Origin of the sequence: Enterobacter cloacae complex sp. P1B (genome assembly GCF_014982345.1) — a bacterium.
GTDB lineage: Bacteria > Pseudomonadota > Gammaproteobacteria > Enterobacterales > Enterobacteriaceae > Enterobacter > Enterobacter bugandensis.
Window position 1 is genome coordinate 25841 of record NZ_JADCLF010000012.1, and the last position, 20090, is coordinate 45930.

The 20090-nt window shown below is 56.0% G+C and carries 19 protein-coding genes; 7 read left to right on the forward strand and 12 right to left on the reverse strand.

All coding sequences use genetic code 11. The features are described 5' to 3' along the window. Nucleotides 1-43: 43 nt before the first annotated feature. The 3 genes from INF77_RS12180 to INF77_RS12190 form a co-directional block, all read right to left on the reverse strand. Complete coding sequence (locus tag INF77_RS12180) at nt 44-1366, reverse strand: MFS transporter (RefSeq protein WP_028014749.1); 1323 nt, start codon at nt 1364-1366, stop codon at nt 44-46. A 261-nt stretch (nt 1367-1627) separates the two neighbouring features. Continuing rightward, a complete protein-coding gene (gene yhjD / locus INF77_RS12185) occupies nt 1628-2653 on the reverse strand; it encodes an inner membrane protein YhjD (RefSeq protein WP_193050686.1) in 1026 nt (341 codons plus the stop codon). A 51-nt stretch (nt 2654-2704) separates the two neighbouring features. After that, nucleotides 2705-3604, reverse strand: coding sequence for a LysR family transcriptional regulator (locus tag INF77_RS12190; RefSeq protein WP_028014747.1), 900 nt, complete (start codon nt 3602-3604; stop codon nt 2705-2707). Nucleotides 3605-3723: 119 nt separating this feature from the next. Between INF77_RS12190 and INF77_RS12195 the strand changes: the two genes are divergently transcribed. Both INF77_RS12195 and INF77_RS12200 read left to right on the forward strand, forming a co-directional pair. Next, nucleotides 3724-4482 carry an SDR family NAD(P)-dependent oxidoreductase gene (locus INF77_RS12195; protein WP_028014746.1) on the forward strand — a complete coding sequence of 253 codons (759 nt, stop codon included), beginning with the start codon at nt 3724-3726 and terminating at the stop codon, nt 4480-4482. A gap of 173 nt (nt 4483-4655) precedes the next feature. Further along, nucleotides 4656-5258 carry a response regulator transcription factor gene (locus INF77_RS12200; RefSeq protein ID WP_028014745.1) on the forward strand — a complete coding sequence of 201 codons (603 nt, stop codon included), beginning with the start codon at nt 4656-4658 and terminating at the stop codon, nt 5256-5258. On the opposite strand, the gene INF77_RS12205 is transcribed toward INF77_RS12200, so the two are convergent. Both INF77_RS12205 and INF77_RS12210 read right to left on the reverse strand, forming a co-directional pair. Beyond that, on the reverse strand, nt 5237-5575 hold the full coding sequence (locus INF77_RS12205; protein WP_028014744.1) for a lysozyme: 339 nt from the start codon (nt 5573-5575) through the stop codon (nt 5237-5239). The genes INF77_RS12200 and INF77_RS12205 overlap by 22 nt on opposite strands. A gap of 71 nt (nt 5576-5646) precedes the next feature. Next, complete coding sequence (locus INF77_RS12210) at nt 5647-6186, reverse strand: GNAT family N-acetyltransferase (RefSeq protein ID WP_193532567.1); 540 nt, start codon at nt 6184-6186, stop codon at nt 5647-5649. Nucleotides 6187-6333: 147 nt separating this feature from the next. Between INF77_RS12210 and INF77_RS12215 the strand changes: the two genes are divergently transcribed. Continuing rightward, nucleotides 6334-7926 carry an STY4199 family HEPN domain-containing protein gene (locus tag INF77_RS12215; protein WP_041911859.1) on the forward strand — a complete coding sequence of 531 codons (1593 nt, stop codon included), beginning with the start codon at nt 6334-6336 and terminating at the stop codon, nt 7924-7926. A 48-nt stretch (nt 7927-7974) separates the two neighbouring features. Here the strand turns inward: INF77_RS12215 and INF77_RS12220 are convergent, their stop codons facing one another. The 3 genes from INF77_RS12220 to INF77_RS12230 all read right to left on the reverse strand — a co-directional run bounded on the left by INF77_RS12220 (nt 7975) and on the right by INF77_RS12230 (nt 12074). Further along, a complete protein-coding gene (locus INF77_RS12220) occupies nt 7975-9624 on the reverse strand; it encodes an alpha,alpha-trehalase (RefSeq protein ID WP_028014741.1) in 1650 nt (549 codons plus the stop codon). A 183-nt stretch (nt 9625-9807) separates the two neighbouring features. Further along, nucleotides 9808-11160: a glutathione-disulfide reductase gene (gene gorA / locus INF77_RS12225; protein ID WP_069733657.1), complete on the reverse strand. Its 1353-nt coding sequence runs from the start codon at nt 11158-11160 to the stop codon at nt 9808-9810. A gap of 71 nt (nt 11161-11231) precedes the next feature. Then, nucleotides 11232-12074 (reverse strand): 23S rRNA (adenine(2030)-N(6))-methyltransferase RlmJ, encoded by an 843-nt coding sequence (locus tag INF77_RS12230; protein ID WP_193532566.1) that lies wholly within the window; start codon nt 12072-12074, stop codon nt 11232-11234. Between the two features lie 179 nt (nt 12075-12253). Here INF77_RS12230 and prlC point away from each other — a divergent pair, with 179 nt between their 5' ends. After that, nucleotides 12254-14296, forward strand: a complete 2043-nt coding sequence (prlC, locus tag INF77_RS12235) for an oligopeptidase A (RefSeq protein ID WP_193532565.1) — start codon at nt 12254-12256, stop codon at nt 14294-14296. 7 nt (nt 14297-14303) lie between these two features. Further along, nucleotides 14304-15056 carry a 16S rRNA (guanine(1516)-N(2))-methyltransferase RsmJ gene (gene rsmJ / locus INF77_RS12240; RefSeq protein WP_045259400.1) on the forward strand — a complete coding sequence of 251 codons (753 nt, stop codon included), beginning with the start codon at nt 14304-14306 and terminating at the stop codon, nt 15054-15056. Between the two features lie 61 nt (nt 15057-15117). Here the strand turns inward: rsmJ and uspA are convergent, their stop codons facing one another. Next, a complete protein-coding gene (uspA, locus tag INF77_RS12245; RefSeq protein WP_003861223.1) occupies nt 15118-15555 on the reverse strand; it encodes a universal stress protein UspA in 438 nt (145 codons plus the stop codon). A gap of 283 nt (nt 15556-15838) precedes the next feature. Between uspA and uspB the strand changes: the two genes are divergently transcribed. Then, complete coding sequence (uspB, locus tag INF77_RS12250; protein ID WP_003861224.1) at nt 15839-16174, forward strand: universal stress protein UspB; 336 nt, start codon at nt 15839-15841, stop codon at nt 16172-16174. Between the two features lie 43 nt (nt 16175-16217). Here uspB and INF77_RS12255 read toward each other — a convergent pair whose 3' ends face one another. From INF77_RS12255 to pitA, 3 genes are all read right to left on the reverse strand, one after another. Then, nucleotides 16218-16625, reverse strand: a complete 408-nt coding sequence (locus INF77_RS12255) for a hypothetical protein (RefSeq protein ID WP_028014736.1) — start codon at nt 16623-16625, stop codon at nt 16218-16220. Beyond that, nucleotides 16603-16992 (reverse strand): polymorphic toxin type 44 domain-containing protein, encoded by a 390-nt coding sequence (locus INF77_RS12260; RefSeq protein ID WP_059354438.1) that lies wholly within the window; start codon nt 16990-16992, stop codon nt 16603-16605. Before INF77_RS12260 ends, INF77_RS12255 begins: the two co-directional genes overlap by 23 nt. A gap of 173 nt (nt 16993-17165) precedes the next feature. Beyond that, a complete protein-coding gene (gene pitA, locus INF77_RS12265; protein ID WP_028014734.1) occupies nt 17166-18665 on the reverse strand; it encodes an inorganic phosphate transporter PitA in 1500 nt (499 codons plus the stop codon). Nucleotides 18666-18893: 228 nt separating this feature from the next. On the opposite strand from pitA, the gene INF77_RS12270 reads away from it, so the two are divergent. Continuing rightward, nucleotides 18894-20090, forward strand: a complete 1197-nt coding sequence (locus INF77_RS12270; RefSeq protein ID WP_193532564.1) for an NAD(P)/FAD-dependent oxidoreductase — start codon at nt 18894-18896, stop codon at nt 20088-20090.

A 20090-nucleotide genomic window follows, 5' to 3' on the forward strand; every position in this document is an offset into this window, starting at 1 on the left:
TTTGTTATTGCCGGGTAAGGCGTAGCCGCCACCCGGCATTAGCTTACAGCGCCTGATGCTTAGTCTCATGCGTCAGCAGCAGCGCAATCAACGTCAGCGCCGCCATAGCCGCCAGATAAACGCCCACGTAGAACAGACCATAATTTGCCTGCAGCCAGGTGGCGATATACGGTGCCACGGACGCGCCCAGAATAGACGAGACGTTATAGGAGAACGACGCGCCGGTATAACGTACTTCCGTCGGGAACAGCTCCGGCAGCAGCGCGCCCATCGGGCCGAAGGTCAGCCCCATCAGGCTCAGGCCAATCAGCAGGTACGCCATCACCAGCGCCGGGCTACCTGAACTCAGCAGCGGCGGGAAGACGAACAGAGCAAACAGAATGATCAGCGTGGTGATCGTAATCATGCTCGCACGACGACCAAACTTATCCGCCAGCAGGCCGGCAATCGGTACCATCACGCCAAACCCAATTACCGCCATCATCAGCATCCACAGCACTTCGTTACGCGGCAGGCCCAGCCCAACCGGTGCGGCGGCGGTACTGTAGGTCATGGAGTACACCGTCATGATGTAGAACAGCGTGTAGGTCGCCAGCATGATAAACGTGCCCAGCACGGTCACGCGCACGTGTTTGGTCAGCAGGGTGCCCAGCGGCACTTTTACCTGTTTTTTCGCCGCGGCTACTTTTGCGAACACCGGCGTCTCATGCAGGGAAACACGCACATACAGGCCAATCAGCACCAGCACGGCCGAGAAGACAAACGGGATACGCCAGCCCCAGCTCATGAACTGTTCATCCGTCAGCAGCCAGGAGAGCAGCAGGAAGGTCCCGTTGGCAAAGAAGAAGCCAATCGGCGCGCCAAGCTGCGGGAATGAACCGTACAGCGCGCGTTTACGCGGCGGGGCGTTCTCGGTCGCCAGCAGCGCCGCGCCACCCCATTCACCGCCCAGCCCCAGACCCTGACCAAAACGCGCCAGCGCCAGCAGGACCGGCGCCAGAATGCCGATGGTTTCGTAGGTCGGCAGCAGGCCGATCGCCACGGTGGAGATGCCCATTGTCAGCAGCGAGGCCACCAGGGTGACTTTACGCCCAATACGATCGCCGAAGTGTCCAAACAGCGCGGAGCCAATCGGACGCGCCACAAATGCGATAGCAAAGGTCGCCAGAGACTGTAGCGTCGCCGCCGTCGGGTCTCCCTGCGGGAAGAAAATATGCGGGAAAACGATGACCGCTGCGGTGGCGTAAATGTAAAAGTCGAAGAACTCAATGGCGGTGCCAATCAGCGATGCGACGACAACTTTATTGCGCGAGTTTACCGGGACGTTTTCCGCACCAGAGTCGAGTGTTGTGGCTGTTGATTGCATAATATTTTCTTATTTTTTGTCGAACGAAAGGCCATATTACGCACAGCAAAAGCGACATTTCAATCTGTAACAAAGCCGCTTCCTGATTATAAAATCAACAAAAAGCGGATAATGTTCAGGCCAGCCAAAATGCTTCCATGAAATGCTTCACGTTTTTTAAATATTGGTTGATAAAACTGGTTTTCGGTTAAATAAAAGTTACGGACTGGATTTATATGCTGAAATGATGAGTCGGGCTGAAATATCAGCCCGAGAGCGGAATTAACGGTGTGTTTTTCCGGGCATTCGCGTGTCGCCTTTGTACTCGGCGGTGGCAATCCACGCCGCGCAGAACAGGGTTAAACGCGCGAAGAAGTAGAAGAACGCCATCAGCCCCAACACCGAGCCAAATGCCGCGCCGGACGGGGATTTCACCAGCGACGGCAGGGTGTAGGTCATCACGATCTTAATCACTTCAAAGCCGATCGCCGCAATCAATGTGCCGCGGAGCAGCGCCTTCTTACGCGGACGATGCCGAGGCAAGCGCCAGAAAATCCAGAAGAACAGCAGGTAGTTGGCGAAGATGGAAATCGCCAGTCCGATGCCGCGCCAGGCGGGCTTCAGCCATTCGATGTAATTAAGATAGAGCGCAGAAATAATCATCTGCTGCGCGGAGCCCGCCACGGAGGTAATGGAGAGCGTGACGACGAGCGCGATAAGCAGGCCAATCAGCGAAATAAAGTCGCGGAAATATTTAACCCAAATTTTCTCCTGATCCTGCGGTTTACGCTCCCACACCTCGCGGGACTGGGCGCGAATAGCTTCGCGGAGGTTGCCCATCCAGTTAACGCCGGAGTAAAGGGCGATGAGCAAACCGACGATCCCGACGGTGGTGCGCTGCTGAACGGCGGTGTTAATCGTGCTTTTCAGCGTGGTGGCGAGGGTTGGGTCACTGACGTTATTCAGGATCTTATTGAAAATATCCTGCAGCAGCGTTGGATGCGACGCGAGTACAAAACCGGCCGCAGCAAACGACACCATCAGGATGGGGATCATCGACAGGAACGAAAAATAGGTGATCGCGGCACCGAACTGGTTCCCCATGCGGTCATTAAAGCGCTCGGTCGCACGTATTAGATGCGCAACCATGGGAAACTGCTGAATTCTCTCCGCCAGGCTGGTGACGGTGCCCAGCGCCTTGCTGGCGGTACCAGGGGCTTTAGCCTCTTCCGGCTCGGTTTCCATCTTCTTGATGGGTTCATAATCTAAATGTTGGGTGGGTCGTTGCGGGTTATTTTCCGGCGTCACGCGTCTTTTCCTTTTTCGTTTGGCTGGATGTTACTGAATTATAGCTTGCGACTAGTCCACGTAAGCTTTTGTGAGTTCGGTTAGCCACTCCATAAACAGGTGAACCCGGCGAGAGAGGTTGCGCCGGTGGGGGTAAATCAGGGAGACAGGCATCGGTTCCGCGCGATACTGCGGGAGGATCTCAATCAGTTTCTTTGCGCGCAGCAGGTCGCGCACCCCAACGCGCGGGGCCTGAATGATCCCCAGCCCGGCAAGGCAGGCGGCCTGGTAAGTTTCCGTGCTGTTGACGGTTAGCACCCCGCCCGTTTTTATCCACTGCGTCGTGCTTCCGTTATAAAATTCAAAGCCCTGAGGGCGGCTTCCCAGCATCGCGGCATAATGAATCACGGCGTGCGAGCCCAAATCGTCCAGCGTGTCAGGGTAGCCAAAACGCGCCAGATAATCCGGGCTGGCGCAGTTGATCACCGACAGCTTGCCCAGCGGACGGGCTATCAGCCCTGAGTCCTTCAGGGAACCCACGCGGACCACGCAATCAAACCCTTCCCGGACCACATCCACCAGACGATCGCTGCTGCTGAGCTCCAGTTCGATACCCGGATACTGCTGTAAAAACGCAGGCAGTTTGGGGATGACGACATTTCGAGCAACGCCAACGGGCATATCCACGCGCAGCCTTCCGCTGATGCTGGAGGGATCGTGCTGAAACATACCGTCAAGCTCATCCAGGTTCGCCAGCAGATCTTTTGCCCGTTCGTAATAGACCATGCCGTCCTGCGTCAGGCTGACGCGGCGCGTGGTACGGTGCAGTAGCTGGGTGCCAAGCCGGTTTTCCAGTGCCTGAATTTGCCGGGAAACGCTGCCTTTCGGCAGCGTTAATGTCTCTGCCGCGCGGGAAAAACTCTCCAGTTCCGCGACGCGAACAAACAGCTGCATTGCGTGAATTTTATCCATAGATGAAGCTCATTGTTGTTTGCACTGAAACAGTGAAGCGTTATTACCCATCTTTATTGATCTTCTATCACCTAATAAGCTCTTTCTCAATCTCCATAACAGCCAAAACGAGGTTTATGATGACTGAACGTATCGCATTAGTGACGGGTGGTAGCCGCGGCTTAGGTAAAAACGCTGCGTTAAAGCTGGCTGCTGACGGCACGGGAATTATCCTGACCTACAATCGTAGCCAGCAGGAAGCGCTGGAAGTTGTGCGCGAAATTCAGGAAAAAGGCGTCAAGGCGGCGGCATTAAAGCTCAACGTCGGGGATATCGCCAGTTTCGAAAATTTTGCTCAACAGCTTCAGGAGATCCTGAAGAGCGTCTGGCAGCGCGAAACATTTGATTATTTATTGAACAATGCCGGAACGGGTTTATACGCACCCTATACCGAAACGACGGAAGCCCAGTTTGATGAGGCGCTGAACATTCACTTCAAAGGGCCTTTCTTCCTGACGCAGCGCCTGCTGCCTCTGCTTAACGACGGGGGGCGGATCCTCAATGTCTCCAGCGGACTGGCCCGCTTCACCCAGCCAGGTTCAGGAACCTACGCGGCCATGAAAGGGGCGATGGAAGTGCTCACCCGCTATCAGGCGAAGGAGCTTGGAGCGCGCGGTATCTCCGTCAATATTATCGCACCAGGCGCGATCGAAACCGACTTTGGCGGTGGGCGCGTGCGCGACAACGCGCAGCTTAACCAGATGCTGGCGTCGCAGACGGCGCTGGGGCGGGTAGGTTTGCCGGACGATATCGGGGATGCCATTGCGGCGCTACTTAGCGATAAGCTTGGCTGGATGAACGCGCAACGTATTGAAGTGTCAGGCGGTATGTTCCTGTGATGTCTGATGTTAAGGGGAGGGAACCCCTTAAGGAAATCCTTAATATGGATGTGTCAAAATGCGGGTAAATATAAAAACCACTGGCGGATTTGTAACCTCTCCATTCATTGAGTTTTTTCTTAAATAGCGCCTATGTAGAATCCCCCTTCGCTATTCTCAGAGGGAGAAATACGATGCGAGTAATCATGTTTGACAGGCAGTCGATATTTATTCATGGAGCGATACACGGTTTGCAGAAATTAATTCCTGAAATAAATATAACGGGGGCTTGTCAGGCAGACGATTTATGGACGCAAATATCCGCGTCACCGTCTGCTATCGTCATGATTGACGGCAATTTAATTCAGGATGAGGAGAGTTCTTTCCTGGATGAAATCATGCATCGCTTCCCGTCGGTACGGGTGATGATGGTTCTGGCAAAAAAAGAGACCCGATGGGTTGAACAACTCATGCAGCGAAACGTGATGGCTATTATCCCCCGTAACGCTAACCCTGAGCGGTTTGCCGCCGTGCTGGATTCCGTGTCCAGAGGGATGGTCTGCTTTCCCGCTGAGTGGGTCAGCCAGCAATCGTCAGCGCAGGCGTTACTTTCCTTAAGCGAGCGTCAGCGTGAGGTGCTGAAGCTGCTGGCGGCGGGCGAATCAAACAAAGAAATTGGTCGCAATCTCAACATCAGTGCGGCCACGGTAAAAGCGCATCTGGAAGCGCTTTTTCGCCGGCTGGAGGTAAAAAACCGAACCCAGGCAGCCATGTACTACACCCGGGCGACGGCCTGAAGCAGCGCTTTCGGGAGTGAAGACGTCACGCCGAAACTCAGTATCATCAGTACCAGCGCGTCATGCTGCTGCTGGGTTAATGGATGTATACACTTTTCCCGCAGCAGCGTTTCACACAACTGAATATCTTCATGGAGTAAATATTCCGCCTGAAGAGGCGTGATAAGGCCGTGAAAATTTTCCCGTTCGCGGATCACATGCCCATAGCCGATAACCCATACACCCTTTTCATCACGATATTTCTCCAGTGAAAGCCCTTGATGTTTCTTTATTAATTCTATGGCGGCAGAAGATATATTTAGCGCATGACCGTTCATATTCGTTTCCTCTTAATGGCGATACTGTAGAGGAATCGCGGTACGAGCAATATCCGCCAAATGGCTGTTGATCAGGAATTATTGTTCAGGTATTCCTGCCGTAATAACCCAAATAACCAGTCATTTTGCCAGCGACCGGAAAGGTAATAGCTTTCACGTAGCTCGCCTTCCAGCTGGAAGCGAGCTTTTTCCAGCAGGCGCCTGGAGGCGACGTTTCCCGCGGTGACGGTGGCGGTGAGCCGACGAATACCGCCCTGATGAAAGGCGTAATCGCAAAGCGCCTGCAGGGATTCGAAGCCGTAACCTTTGCCCTGCGCCTCGGGGGCAAAAAGAAAGCCCACTTCGGCGCAATCTTCTTCCCGATGAATATACCCGGTAACGCCCAGCGGGGCCTGTGAGAGGGCATCACGTACGACGAGGCACAGCCAGTGCGCGCTGCCAGGCGTCCAGGGCGTCAGGCGCGAATCAAAAGCCTCCCGGATCGCTGCGACGGGGCGGTTCTCCGCCACAAAGCGCATGACTTCGGGGTGTTGCTGCAACGCCAGAAAAAAGAGCCAGTCTTGCTCCTGCAGGGGCGAACAGTTCAGGCGTGAGGTCATTAAAACTGGCATTAAGATTCTCCTGAAGCATTTTAAATGATTTTAGGGTTGTCACTTTATTTCAACAGAAAGTCAGGTATGGTTAAGCGCGTATAAATAAAAAGAAAAACGGCCGTTAGTGCCCATTCCGGATGTCTTCGCTGTCGCTTAAGGAAAACAATGACTCTCAGCACATCACATCATATCCGCGAACAGTTTGAACACTGTCTGGCGGTCATTCGCCAGGCGTCGGTGGAAATCTTGCTTCTTCTGAATGTACATGTTTCTGAGGGGAAAGATCCACGCTGGTTTCTGGAACAGCTGGACAGCGCGCGTTTAGGCCTCGGGGGATGGGCTACGGTTGCGAAGAAGCTTAACCTGAATGATGCCGAGATGTCGGAATTTACGCTGCAGCTGCGCCTGCTGCAGCAGCGCGTCCCGCAGTACGAGAGCGGGCAGGATGTCAGTGAAAACCAGCTTATTGCGGCGATGCGGTTTGTGACTACGCTGGAACATCTTCGTCTGCAGCAGCCGCTTCTGACCTACAGCACCGAGCTGGCCCCGGGAAGCGAACTCCAGCAACAGCAGGCGCACAAGCAGGTACGCGCAATTGAATTAATGATTAAAGGCCTCATTCAGCAGGCCTGGCCCGATCAGGTGCGGCTCAATAATCATCTTAAAACCTTATTTAACGCTGACCGCGTACGGCGCTGGCTGAAGCATGGCGAAATCAACGATGTCCTGAGCGGCATGATGTTCAGTGAACTGGCGCAAATGCTGGTGGATAAAAAAGAGTTCAGCCGTTATTACGCCTCGCTGTTTAACGACCCGTCCATGTTGACGCTCCTGGTGGAGCCGCGCAAAACGCTGCAAACCTTCCTCGACGACATCCGGCAAATCCGCAACAGCATTACGGTGCAGAAAACGTTAAGTTCGGCGCAAATTCAGCTGCTGGATAACTACTACATGCAGATCTCCCGTCCGGTTCAACGCGCGTTTGAAGAGGGGAGAACGCGCGTCAACCCGGCCGGATTCATGGCGGTGGATGCCAGCGAGCTGCACGCGTTCTGGGAAAAGGCGCAAAAAATGGATCGGGTTACCGGTGGGGATCTATTTGAAGTCCGCGACACGATTGAAAAGCCGACCCAGCGCGCCCCGCGCACGCCCGAACAGCGTGAGCAGCTTATCTCCGGTGCGCTATGGGGAGCGGTCGGCGTGATGGTGATTGCCATCGTGGTAGGCGGCTTCTGGCTGGTGACCAGCAGCAAACCGCAGCCTGCGGCCGAAAATACGGCGCAAGCGGCGGCTCCGCCGCAGGAGATGCGCGAAACCCCTTCCTCGCGCGAGACGCTGACGCGCATGGGAGTGACCTGGGACGAGAGTAATTTCCGTTCGGCGATTAACCGCAACGATACCCGCGTGGCGCTGCTCTTTTTGCAGGGTGGGATGGACTGGAAGCTGTCATGGACCGAAGAGGCGATGTCGGCAGGCTATGACGACGTTCTGGAGCTTATGCTGCGCTATCGGCAGAACATGGCAGAAGAGAAGCCGTGTCGTCGTTTCATCAATACGCTCAGCCACGCCATGTCAAACGGCGAGTCCCTGACGTCAATACGTAAAGAGTATCTGAAAGCCTTCTGTACCGTGCCGGCCGTGGTGAAGCGCCAGAAGCACGATCTTGAGATGGCAACGCGACGCGCGCAGTCACAGCCGGATGCCACCACGAAAAAATGGCAGTCTATTCAGACCGCCATTTATGAGGTGATTCGTTAAAGTTTTCACCCTCTCCCCAGAGGGGAGAGGGGCCAGATCGCACCCTTCTCAAGGCTCCCCATACAACCCAATCAACCGTCGCACCACGCCGTTCGTCCAGCCGAAGCCATCCTGTAGCGGATACTCCCCGCCGCCCCCTTCGCGCGGCGTACTGCTGGCGATGTGGTACTTCTCAATCAGCTTGTGGTGCGTCTTGTAGAAGTGGTTCACCGTATGCAGCCAGCTCCAGGCGATTTCATCCCCCAGCGAGTCGTTGCCGTACTGCTTGAACCCCTGAATCGCCATCCACTGCAGCGGCGCCCAGCCGTTGGGTTTATCCCACTGCTCGCCGGTTTCGTATTCGGTTGCCAGAATCCCACCCGGCGTCAGCAGACGCGCTTTTACCGCGTCAGATAAACGTTCTGCCTGCTCGTGCGTCGCCATTCCAACATACAGCGGCACAATGCTGGCGGCAGAAAACAGCGCCATCTGCTCGCGTCGCCAGTCGTAATCGCGGTAACAGCCACTCTCCTCGTCCCACAGATAGCGGTTCACCGCCGCGCGGCGATCGGTGGCCTTCTGGCGGAACAGCTCGGCCGTCTCTTTATCCCCTTTCGACGCCGAGATATTGGCAATCGCGCTCTCCAGCTTAAACAGGAAGGCGTTCAAATCGATGGGGATAAACTGCGTCGTGCGAATGCTGGCGAGCCGCGCCGGATCGCGCAGCCAGCGGGAGGAGTAATCCCAGCCAGACGCTGCCCCCGCACGCAGATCGCGATAGACCTCATTCGGCGGACGGCCCGAGTGGCGGGCGGTTTCCACGTCCTCAATCCACGATTCGTCGCGCGGGGTGTCACGGTCGTCCCAGTATCGGTTCAGCAGCGAGCCGTCCGGCATGCGCACCGCGCTGCGGTAGGCCTGATTAAGCAGCAGCGACTCCGCGCCGTCCATCCAGAAGGCATGCTCCATTTTAAGGTGGTCGAGGTAGCGCTTCGCGCCGCGCACGCCGTCCTCTTCAAACAGCTCCACCATCAGGGCAAAGACCGGCGGCTGCGAGCGGCTGAGATAATAGGTGCGGTTGCCGTTAGGGATATGGCCGTAGCGTTCGATCAGCCACGCGAAGTTATCCGCCATGCACTTCAGCAGATCGTTACGGCCACTTTCCGCCAGCCCCAGCATGGAGAAGTAAGAATCCCAGTAGTAGGTCTCGCTGAATCGCCCGCCGGGCACGATATAGGCCTGCGGCAGCGCCAGCAGGGACGACCAGGGAATATGGTCCTGCGGTTCGCGCGTCAGGACGGGCCACAGGCTATCAATGTGCTCTTTCAGCGACAGTCCGGGGTCGGAGACATATTCCGTGCTGTAGGTTTCAGGCAGCCAAAAGTGGTTCTCAACGAACTGGCGCAGGTCGAAATCCCGGTGCCGTCTGACCTTACGGTAGCGGATCAGAATATCCAGCGGATCCATCTTCGGCGCGCAGTCGGGGAAGGTTTTGCTGTCCGCAAACAGCCGCGTCGACTGGACGTGCTCGAACAGTTCAAGGTAGCGATCGGCGGGCGTCAGGGCATCGGAGGCGGGTAGCCCCTCGATCATTTCGGGTTCCGGCTCCGCCTCAATCATCTCATCCAGTTTTAACTCGCAGGGATCGGTCTCGTAGCGCAGCTCTTCTGCAATCTCGAATTCGATGTTCTCGGTAGCCTGTAGTTTCTGGTTGAACATGGTGATAGGGACCTCCGGTTGTGTATTCTGAAGACAGGTTTCTCCGGGCGTCCTATAAGCGTAGACATTCGCTTCGGTAGATGTGGAGGGATATGTGCGGTAGATCACTCTTTTCGGAGCATTCGTTTTGCAACGATTTATGTATGTGAATAAAAAAAGCCCCTCCGGAGAGGGGCTTCTGCATTATCGCATGGTGACAAACTCTTCCGCCGCCGTTGGGTGGATAGCCACGGTGTTGTCGAAGTCTTTCTTGGTCGCACCCATCTTCAGCGCCACCGCAAAGCCCTGCAGGATCTCATCCATGCCGAAGCCGATGCCGTGGATACCGACAATCTTCTCTTCCGGGCCCACGCAGACCAGCTTCATGCGGCACGGCTGACGGTGAGAGGTGACGGCGGTATACATCGCGGTGAACGCGGATTTATACACTTTCACCTGGTCATCGCCGTACTGCTCGCGCGCCTGCGGCTCGGTTAAGCCGACGGTGCCGATTGGCGGGTGGCTAAAGACCACGGTCGGGATGTTGCTGTAGTCCAGATGCTCGTCCGGCTTGTTGTTGAACAGACGCTCGGAGAGACGACGGCCCGCCGCAACGGCCACCGGCGTCAGTTCAACCGCACCGGTGTTATCACCGACGGCGTAAATGCCCGGTACGCTGGTGTTCTGGAACTTATCGACGACGATGTAGCCTTTTTCGTCGGTTTTCACGCCGGTCACCGCCAGGTTAAAGCTGTCGTTCGCCGGTTCACGGCCAATCGCCCAGATCAGGCAATCAACGGTTTGGCTGCGGCCATCTTCCAGCTCAAGGGTCAGGCTGCCGTCCGCGTTTTTAACGACCGCTTTAGGCACGGCGTTGGTGTGCAGGGTTGGGCCTTCGGTGTTCATCACTTCAACCAGCGTATCGACGATCAGCGGGTCAAAGCTGCGCAGCGGTGCGTGTTTACGCACGAACAGGTGCGCTTCTGCACCCAGGCCGTTAATCACGCCAGCCAGCTCAACCGCGATGTAACCTGCGCCCACAATGGCCACGCGATCAGGCAGAGCAGGCAGCTCGAAGAAGCCGTCAGAGTCGATGCCGTATTCCGCGCCCGGAATATTCGGGTGGCTCGGGCGGCCGCCGGTGGCGATCAGGATATGATCGGCGGTGATCGTCTCGCCGTTCACTTCGATCGTTTTCGCGTCCACAAAGCGGGCGAAGCCGTGAATCACGTCGACGTTATTTTTGCCCAGCACGTTGTCGTACGAGGTGTGAATGCGGTCGATGTAGGCGGTACGGCTGGCGATCAGCTTGTCCCAGTCGAAATTGTTGATGGTGGTGTCAAAGCCGTAGTCCGGACCGTACATATGGATCGCTTCACGAATTTGCGCCGCGTGCCACATCACCTTTTTCGGTACACAACCCACGTTCACGCAGGTGCCGCCCAGCGCTTTGGCTTCAATCAGCGCACATTTCTGGCCGTACATGGCCGCGCGGTTGATGGAGGCGATGCCGCCGCTGCCGCCGCCGATTGCGATGTAGTCATAATGCTTAGTCATAGCTTTTGTCCTTAATCGTGAATTGCCGCGATTGTATACCTGAAATCAATAGTTTCCACCGATGGCTGCAATTACTCCGGCACGATCCAGCTGACGGTGGCGTGGCCCGTTCCGGCTGGCACCAGCGTTTTGTGCAGCCACGGCAGCACGTTGTTCATCTGCGCTTCCAGCTTCCACGGCGGGTTAATGACGATCATGCCGGAAGCGGTCATGCCGCGCTGGTCGCTGTCCGGGCGTACCGCCAGCTCAATCTGCAGGATTTTACGAATGCCGGTCGCCTCAAGGTCTTTGATCATGCGCTTGATCTGAGCGCGCAGCACCACCGGGTACCACAGGGCATAGGTTCCGGTCGCAAAACGTTTGTAGCCTTCGTGAATGCCGGTCACTACCGCCTGATAGTCGGTTTTGATTTCGTACGGTGGATCGATCAGCACCAGGCCGCGACGGGAAACCGGCGGCAGCTTGGCTTTCAGTTGCTGGTAGCCGTCGGCTTTGTCGACGCGGGCGCGGCTGTCTTTCTGAAATTCCGAACGCAGCAGCGGGAAGTCGCTCGGGTGCAGTTCGGTCAGCTGGAGGCTGTCCTGCTCGCGCAGTAGCTGGCGGGCAATCAGCGGTGAGCCAGGGTAGTAGCGCAGCTGGCCGTTGCGGTTGAAGTGATTCACCACGCCAATGTACGGCTCCAGCTCGGCGGGCAGGTCGTCCTGCTGCCAGATGCGGGCGATGCCCTCAAGGTATTCGCCGGTACGCTCGGCATGCTCGCTGCTCAGCTGATAACGGCCCGCGCCCGCATGGGTGTCCAGATAGAGAAACGGCTTCTCTTTCTCTTTAAGCGATTCAATGATCAGGCTCTGAACGGTGTGTTTGAGGACGTCGGCATGGTTGCCAGCGTGGAAGCTGTGGCGATAACTGAGCATGGGTAATGGTATTCCGCTGAATTGACGATTTGCCACAGTTTACAGCAGAACGGCACAGATTACCCGCAGGCCCGGTAAGCGCAGCTATTGAAATCCTCTACACTTAACCCCATTACTGAAAACAATATGCACAGCGCCGGATGCGCGCTTCATTCACCTATTTCAACAGGACAGCGTTTATGACCAATCCATTACTGACGCCTTTTTCGTTGCCGCCGTTTTCTAAAATCCTCCCCGAGCATGTAGTCCCAGCCGTTACGCAATCGCTGGACAACTGCCGCGCGGCGGTAGAAAGCGTGGTCGCGCAGGGCGGGCCGTACACCTGGGAAAATCTGTGTCAGCCGCTGGCCGAAGTGGACGACGTGCTGGGGCGTATCTTCTCTCCGGTAAGCCACCTGAACTCGGTAAAAAACAGCCCGGAACTGCGCGAAGCCTACGAACAGACCCTGCCGCTGCTCTCTGAGTACAGCACCTGGGTCGGCCAGCACGAAGGGCTCTACAAAGCCTACCGCGACCTGCGCGACGGCGACCATTATGCCGAACTGAACACGGCGCAGAAAAAATCGGTTGATAACGCCCTGCGTGATTTTGAGCTGTCCGGTATCGGTCTGCCAAAAGAGAAGCAGACCCGCTACGGTGAAATCGCCGCGCGACTGTCCGAACTGGGTAACCAGTACAGCAATAACGTCCTTGACGCCACCATGGGCTGGACGAAGCTGATTACCAACGAAGCCGAGCTGGCGGGAATGCCGGAAAGCGCCCTGGCGGCGGCGAAAGCCCAGGCCGAAGCGAAAGAGCAGGAAGGCTTCCTGTTAACGCTGGATATCCCGAGCTATCTGCCGGTGATGACCTACTGCGACAACCAGGCCCTGCGTGAAGAGATGTACCGCGCCTACAGCACCCGCGCCTCCGATCAGGGGCCGAACGCGGGTAAATGGGACAACAGTCCGGTGATGGCGGAAATCCTCGCCCTCCGTCACGAGCTGGCTCAGCTGCTGGGCTTCGACAGCTACGCGGATAAATCCCTCGCCACCAAAATGGCCGAGAACCCGCAGCAGGTGCTCGATTTCCTGACCGATCTGGCCAAACGTGCTCGTCCTCAGGGTGAGAAAGAGCTGGCCCAGCTGCGCGCCTTCGCGAAAGCGGAGTTTGGCGTGGACGAGCTGCAGCCGTGGGATATTGCTTACTACAGCGAAAAACAGAAGCAGCACCTCTACAGCATCAGCGACGAGCAGCTGCGCCCGTACTTCCCGGAAAACAAAGCCGTCAACGGCCTGTTTGAAGTGGTTAAACGCATTTACGGCATTACCGCTAAAGAGCGTACCGATATCGACGTCTGGCATCCGGACGTGCGCTTCTTTGAACTGTATGACGAGAAAAACGAACTGCGCGGCAGCTTCTACCTCGATCTCTACGCGCGTGAGAACAAGCGCGGCGGGGCGTGGATGGACGACTGCGTGGGCCAGATGCGTAAAGCAGACGGTTCCCTGCAAAAACCGGTCGCCTATCTGACCTGTAACTTCAACCGTCCGGTAAGCGGCAAACCTGCGCTGTTCACCCACGACGAAGTGATCACCCTGTTCCACGAGTTCGGTCACGGCCTGCACCACATGCTGACCCGCATCGAAACCGCCGGCGTCGCCGGTATCAGCGGGGTGCCATGGGATGCGGTCGAGCTGCCAAGCCAGTTTATGGAAAACTGGTGCTGGGAGCCGGACGCGCTGGCGTTTATCTCCGGCCACTACGAGACCGGCGAACCGCTGCCGAAAGAGCTGCTGGATAAAATGCTGGCGGCGAAGAACTACCAGGCGGCGATGTTCATTCTGCGTCAGCTGGAGTTCGGCCTGTTCGATTTCCGCCTGCACGCCGAGTTCAGCCCGGAGCAGGGGGCGAAAATCCTCGAAACGCTGGCCGAGATTAAAAAGCAGGTTGCCGTTATTCCAGGGCCAACCTGGGGCCGATTCCCGCACGCGTTCAGCCACATTTTCGCGGGCGGCTACGCGGCGGGCTATTACAGCTACCTGTGGGCCGACGTGCTGGCGGCGGATGCCTTCTCTCGCTTCGAGGAAGAGGGGATTTTCAACCGCGAAACCGGCCAGTCGTTCCTTGACAACATCCTGACCCGCGGCGGTTCTGAAGAGCCAATGGTGCTGTTCAAACGCTTCCGTGGCCGCGAGCCGCAGCTGGATGCGATGCTTGAGCATTACGGGATCAAAGGCTGATTGTTACGTGAAGATCTGCTTAGTGGATGAAACGGGCGCCGGAGACGGCGCCTTATCTGTTCTGGCGGCCCGCTGGGGGCTGGAGCACGATGAAGAGAACCTGATGGCGCTGGTAATGACATCAGCACATCTCGAATTACGCAAGCGCGATGAACCGAAGCTCGGCGGGATTTTTGTCGACTTCGTTGGCGGCGCGATGGCGCACCGGCGTAAGTTCGGCGGCGGTCGCGGCGAAGCGGTGGCCAAAGCGGTCGGCATTAAGGGGAGCTATCTCCCGGACGTGGTGGACGCCACGGCGGGGCTGGGACGCGATGCGTTTGTGCTGGCGTCGGTGGGCTGTCATGTGCGGATGCTGGAGCGTAATCCGGTTGTCGCCGCGCTGCTCGACGACGGGCTTACGCGAGGCTATGCGGACCCGGAAATCGGCCCGTGGCTGCAGGAGCGTTTGCAGCTTATCCACGCGTCAAGCCTGACGGCGCTGACGGACATCACCCCGCGTCCGCAGGTGGTCTACCTCGACCCGATGTTCCCGCATAAGCAGAAAAGCGCGCTGGTGAAGAAAGAGATGCGGGTATTTCAGTCGCTGGTGGGGCCGGATTTAGACGCAGATGGCCTGCTGGAGCCTGCTCGTCAGCTCGCGACGAAGCGGGTGGTGGTGAAGCGCCCGGACTACGCGCCGCCGCTGGCGGACGTTGCTACGACCAACGCGGTGACCACGAAAGGGCATCGGTTTGATATTTATTCGGGGACGCCGGAATAAAAAAAGCCGGGTGGCGGCTTCGCCTTACCCGGCCTACTTTCAGTGCCGCTTTTTTTTGCACTTACTCGTCTTCTTCGTCGCGCAGCGGAACAATCAGCATGTCCACGTGAACGGTGTTAATCAGCTGGCGTGCTGAAGACATCAGCTTGCTCCAGAAGTCCTGATGGTGACCGCATACCACCAGATCCATATCGTATTTCTTAATCGCATCAACAAGCACCTGACCCAGGTCGCCGCTGCCGCTCAGGGTTTCGGTGATCGGATAGCCCGCGTTGGTGGAGAGCTCGCTCAGCGCGTGATGCGTTTCTTCAGAGATGCGTTTCTGCATATCGCCCAGATTGACGTCGATCAGACCGGTGTAGAGGTCGGAGTAATTCACATCAACGTGAATCAGGGAGACTTTCGCGTTGTAGGGACGTGCCATAGATACCGCTTTATCAACCAGCACTTTGCTCTCCGGGGAGAGATCTACCGCGATAAGAATGTGTTTGTAAGCCATAGTGTTACTCCTTCCTTAAGTTATCGATGACTAAATGGGAAAGCCGTCGTCTGATGCTTTCATTACGGCCCAGTTAAACATATTTTTCAAGCTTTGGTGTTGATAACGATTAACCTTGTGGCAAAAAAATTAACGGATCTCCTACACTATTTAATGAGCCGTTCGGATATTAAAACGCGAACCGGATCGACTTTTAGTCATTCTTTCACTGAACTGTCTGTCAGGGCATTGGGGTGCGGTAGCTCAGGAGCCTTGCTTCGTGGGCGGACGCCGGGGAGGATGTATGATTAGCACCGTCGCATTGTTTTGGGCGTTATGCGTAGTTTGCATAGTGAATATGGCGCGCTACTTCTCATCGTTACGTGCGCTGTTAGTGGTACTTCGTGGTTGCGATCCGTTGCTGTATCAGTATGTGGACGGTGGAGGGTTCTTCACCTCGCATGGACAGCCCAGCAAGCAGATGCGTCTGGTGGGGTATATCTACTACCAGCGCTACCGCGATCATCACGATGAAGAGTTTATCCGTCGCTGCGAGCGTCTGCGTCGTCAGTTCATTTTAACCAGCGCCCTGTGTGGACTGGTCGTGGTCAGTATGATTGCGTTGATGATTTGGCACTGAGTACCTCAGCAGGCGGGGATAACCCCGCCTGCTTTCCTCTGGTTCAGGGCTTCACTGAGAACCGCAGATTGGAGATATTGGTCTCAATCGAAATAACCTTCCCGCTATAGGCGATATTAACGTGTCCGTTTGTATCAATGCTGGCCGCAGTGATTGTACCCGTACCTTCAATGACAGGATGCTTCATTGCCAACTGATGGATAATGTCGGTGTCTTTTCCTGTTATCTTTTCCGAGAGATAGTAACGGTAGATTGTGGGTACGGTGGCGCCACCCTGATTGTTCACGGTCATATAGAGCCAGACGCTGTCAGATAATTTATAAACGCGTTGAAGTTTATCGCCCTCTTGCTGGTTGGGCTGGTGGTTGAGCCACACAAATCCAATGACCAGAGCCAGAAGCGAAACAGTAACAAGGCGATGAATCCATTTAGTAGCCGTTTTGAATGGCATACTCTATTCCTTCTCTGATATTGCGTTGGTCCGTTGGATCGTCCCCGTAAGGCGGCTTTTCGTGCCATTTTCCCCATTCAGGTTTTGACGTGCCAGCACGGCCTTGAGCCCAACCAGCGCCCATAAGAAGGATGTTTGCAGGTATGCCTGCTGCAGTTCCGGCGGCTCCGAAGTTGAAATTACCAAATGCAGCAAAATAAGGGTCGAATTTTTTGTAATCCCAGGGACCACCATTTCGGACTTTTTGGTAGAACCAGTAATACGTTGAGGGAGTGGCCATGTTACGCGACATGCCATGGAGACGTGCTTCACGCATATTATTTGCTATAACTATTGAGCCAGGTCCTGAAATTGGGACAGAAGCCATACATTCTCCTTTGCCTGGTTTTTCTTCTGGCCGTCATCATAGTGTTATTTTCGCAACTCTTTTGAGCAAAAAATGTTCAGAAAATCCTAATGTTATAAACTGTTGGATTGCAAATAACAGCCATAAAAAAAGCGGGTCAGTTTCCTGACCCGCTTTTTGTCGCCTTCAGCCAATCAAATCAGCTTCAGCGAAATCCAGTACAACCCGCCTGACAGCAGGATAGAAGCCGGAAGGGTAAACACCCAGGCCATCAGAATGTTGGTCACGGTTTTGCGCTGCAGACCGCCGCCGTCAACAATCATGGTACCTGCCACGGACGAGGAGAGTACGTGGGTGGTGGATACCGGCATACCGGTGTAGCTCGCCAGACCGATAGACACTGCTGCCGTCATCTGCGCGGACATACCCTGCGCATAGGTCATGCCTTTCTTACCGATCTTCTCGCCGATGGTGGTCGCCACACGGCGCCAGCCAATCATCGTACCGATACCCAGCGCCAGCGCGACCGCCATGATGATCCAGATTGGCGCGTACTCAATGGTATTGAGCATATCGCTTTTCAGTTTCTTCAGCAGACGCTTGTCGTCACCATTCACCTCTGGCAGCTTCGCGACTTTATCGGTCACGTCGGAGATACAGAGCATGATACGACGCAGCTGACCACGCTGTTCAACGGCCAGTTTATCGTAGCTTTCGATGTTGCCCAGCATACCTTTGGCACGTTCCAGCGCGTTAATCGCGTTAGCCGGATGGCAGTGGAATTCGCCAGGCGCGGTGGTGGCACCGGCTTCCGGAGAAGGGATCAGCTGGTCAACGCCGGTCGCTTTTTTCAGCAGCTCAGGGTGCTGCTGGAAATAGGTTTCAACGTTGTTGACCGCATCACGGGTACGGGTGATTTCGTAACCCGAGGCGTTCATATTCACCACGAAGCCCGCCGGTGCGACACCGATCAGAACCAGCATCACCAGACCAATGCCTTTCTGCCCGTCGTTCGCGCCATGAGAGAAGGCCACGCCGATAGCGGAAATGATCAGGGCGATACGCGTCCAGAACGGCGGCTTTTTCTTGCCGTCTTTCTTCTCACGCTCTGCTGGCGTTAGGTGGATACGCGCACGTTTCTTCGTGTTGCTCCAGTAGCGACGCAGGATGAAAATCAATCCACCCGCAACCACCAGACCCACGATAGGGGAGACGATGAGAGAAGCGAAAATGCCCAGTACTTTAGGCAGATTCAGCGCATCAACAACCGATGTCCCGGTCATCAGGGCGTTGGTTAACCCGATACCGATAATCGCGCCGATGAGGGTGTGAGAGCTGGATGCAGGCAGGCCAAAATACCAGGTACCGAGGTTCCAGATAATGGCAGCAAGCAGCATTGAGAACACCATGGCGAGGCCATGACCGGAACTCACGTTAAGCAGCAGATCCGTTGGCAGCATATGCACGATCGCATACGCAACGCTCAGTCCGCCCAGGAGGACACCAAAAAAGTTAAATACCGCCGCCATAACAACCGCAAGCTGCGATCGCATTGCGCGAGTGTAGATAACCGTTGCTACTGCGTTTGCAGTGTCGTGGAAGCCGTTGATCGCTTCGTAAAACAGTACAAAAACCAGAGCAAGCAATAGTAAAAGCCCGGTATGTAAATCCAGGCCGGCAAACAAATGTAGCATAGGACGTTACGCCATTTTGAGGACATGAACGCGGCGCATTATCCAGGACAAATGCGCAACGGGCAAAGTGAAATATAGACTTTTTTTGACATACCACCTGATTTGGGAAAAGTGCCTGAAAGGATAATCGTTAAATTTCAATGGAATGGCTTTGTAATATCTTTTTACGCTGGTGTGACCACAGAGGAAACTTTACAATCCGCGGCAGTTAACGAAGAGGGTTTTGACGTGGAAAGGTTTGATGCCGTGGTTATTGGCGCCGGTGCGGCGGGTATGTTTTGTGCGGCGATGGCCGGACAGGCGGGTCGTCGCGTGCTGTTGCTGGACAACGGGAAAAAGCCAGGCCGCAAGATCCTGATGTCAGGCGGCGGGCGCTGCAACTTCACCAATCTTTATGTGGAACCCGCGGCCTATTTGAGCCAGAACCGCCATTTTTGCAAATCAGCGCTGGCGCGTTACACCCAGTGGGACTTTATCGACCTGGTGGGTAAGCATGGCATCGCGTGGCATGAAAAGACGCTCGGGCAACTGTTCTGCGACGACTCCGCGCAGCAGATTGTCGATATGCTGGTGGCCGAGTGCGAGAAGGGCGGCGTGGTCATGCGCCTGCGCACTGAAGTGCTGGAGGTGGCCCGCGACGAGCAGGGGTACACGCTGCAGCTGAACGGTGACACCGTCAGCGCCGATAACCTGGTGATCGCCAGCGGCGGTCTGTCGATGCCGGGGCTGGGCGCGTCACCGTTCGGCTACAAGATTGCCGAGCAGTTTGGCCTGAAGGTGCTGCCAACCCGCGCCGGGCTGGTGCCGTTCACGCTGCATAAGCCGCTGCTGGAACAGCTTCAGACGCTGTCCGGCGTCTCTGTTCCCTCCGTTATTACTGCCGAAGACGGGACGGTGTTCCGCGAAAACCTGCTCTTTACCCACCGCGGTCTCTCCGGCCCGGCGGTCCTGCAAATCTCCAGCTACTGGCAGCCGGGGGAATTTGTCACGGTGAATCTGCTGCCGGACAGCGATCTGGACGCGTTCCTCAACGAACAGCGCGCCGCACACCCGAATCAGAGCCTGAAAAATACCCTGGCGATGCAGCTGCCGAAGCGTCTGGTGGAGTGTTTGCAGGGGCTGGGGCAGATCCCGGATGTGTCGCTCAAGCAGCTTAACAGCCGCGAGCAGGAGACGTTGGTGGATACGCTAACGAACTGGCGCGTTCAGCCAAACGGTACCGAGGGGTATCGCACGGCGGAAGTGACGCTGGGCGGCGTTGATACGAATGAGCTTTCTTCACGCACGATGGAAGCGCGCAACGTACCGGGGCTCTACTTTATTGGCGAAGTAATGGACGTAACCGGCTGGCTCGGCGGATATAATTTCCAGTGGGCGTGGTCGAGCGCCTGGGCGTGCGCGCAGGCGCTGCAAAATGCGCAATAA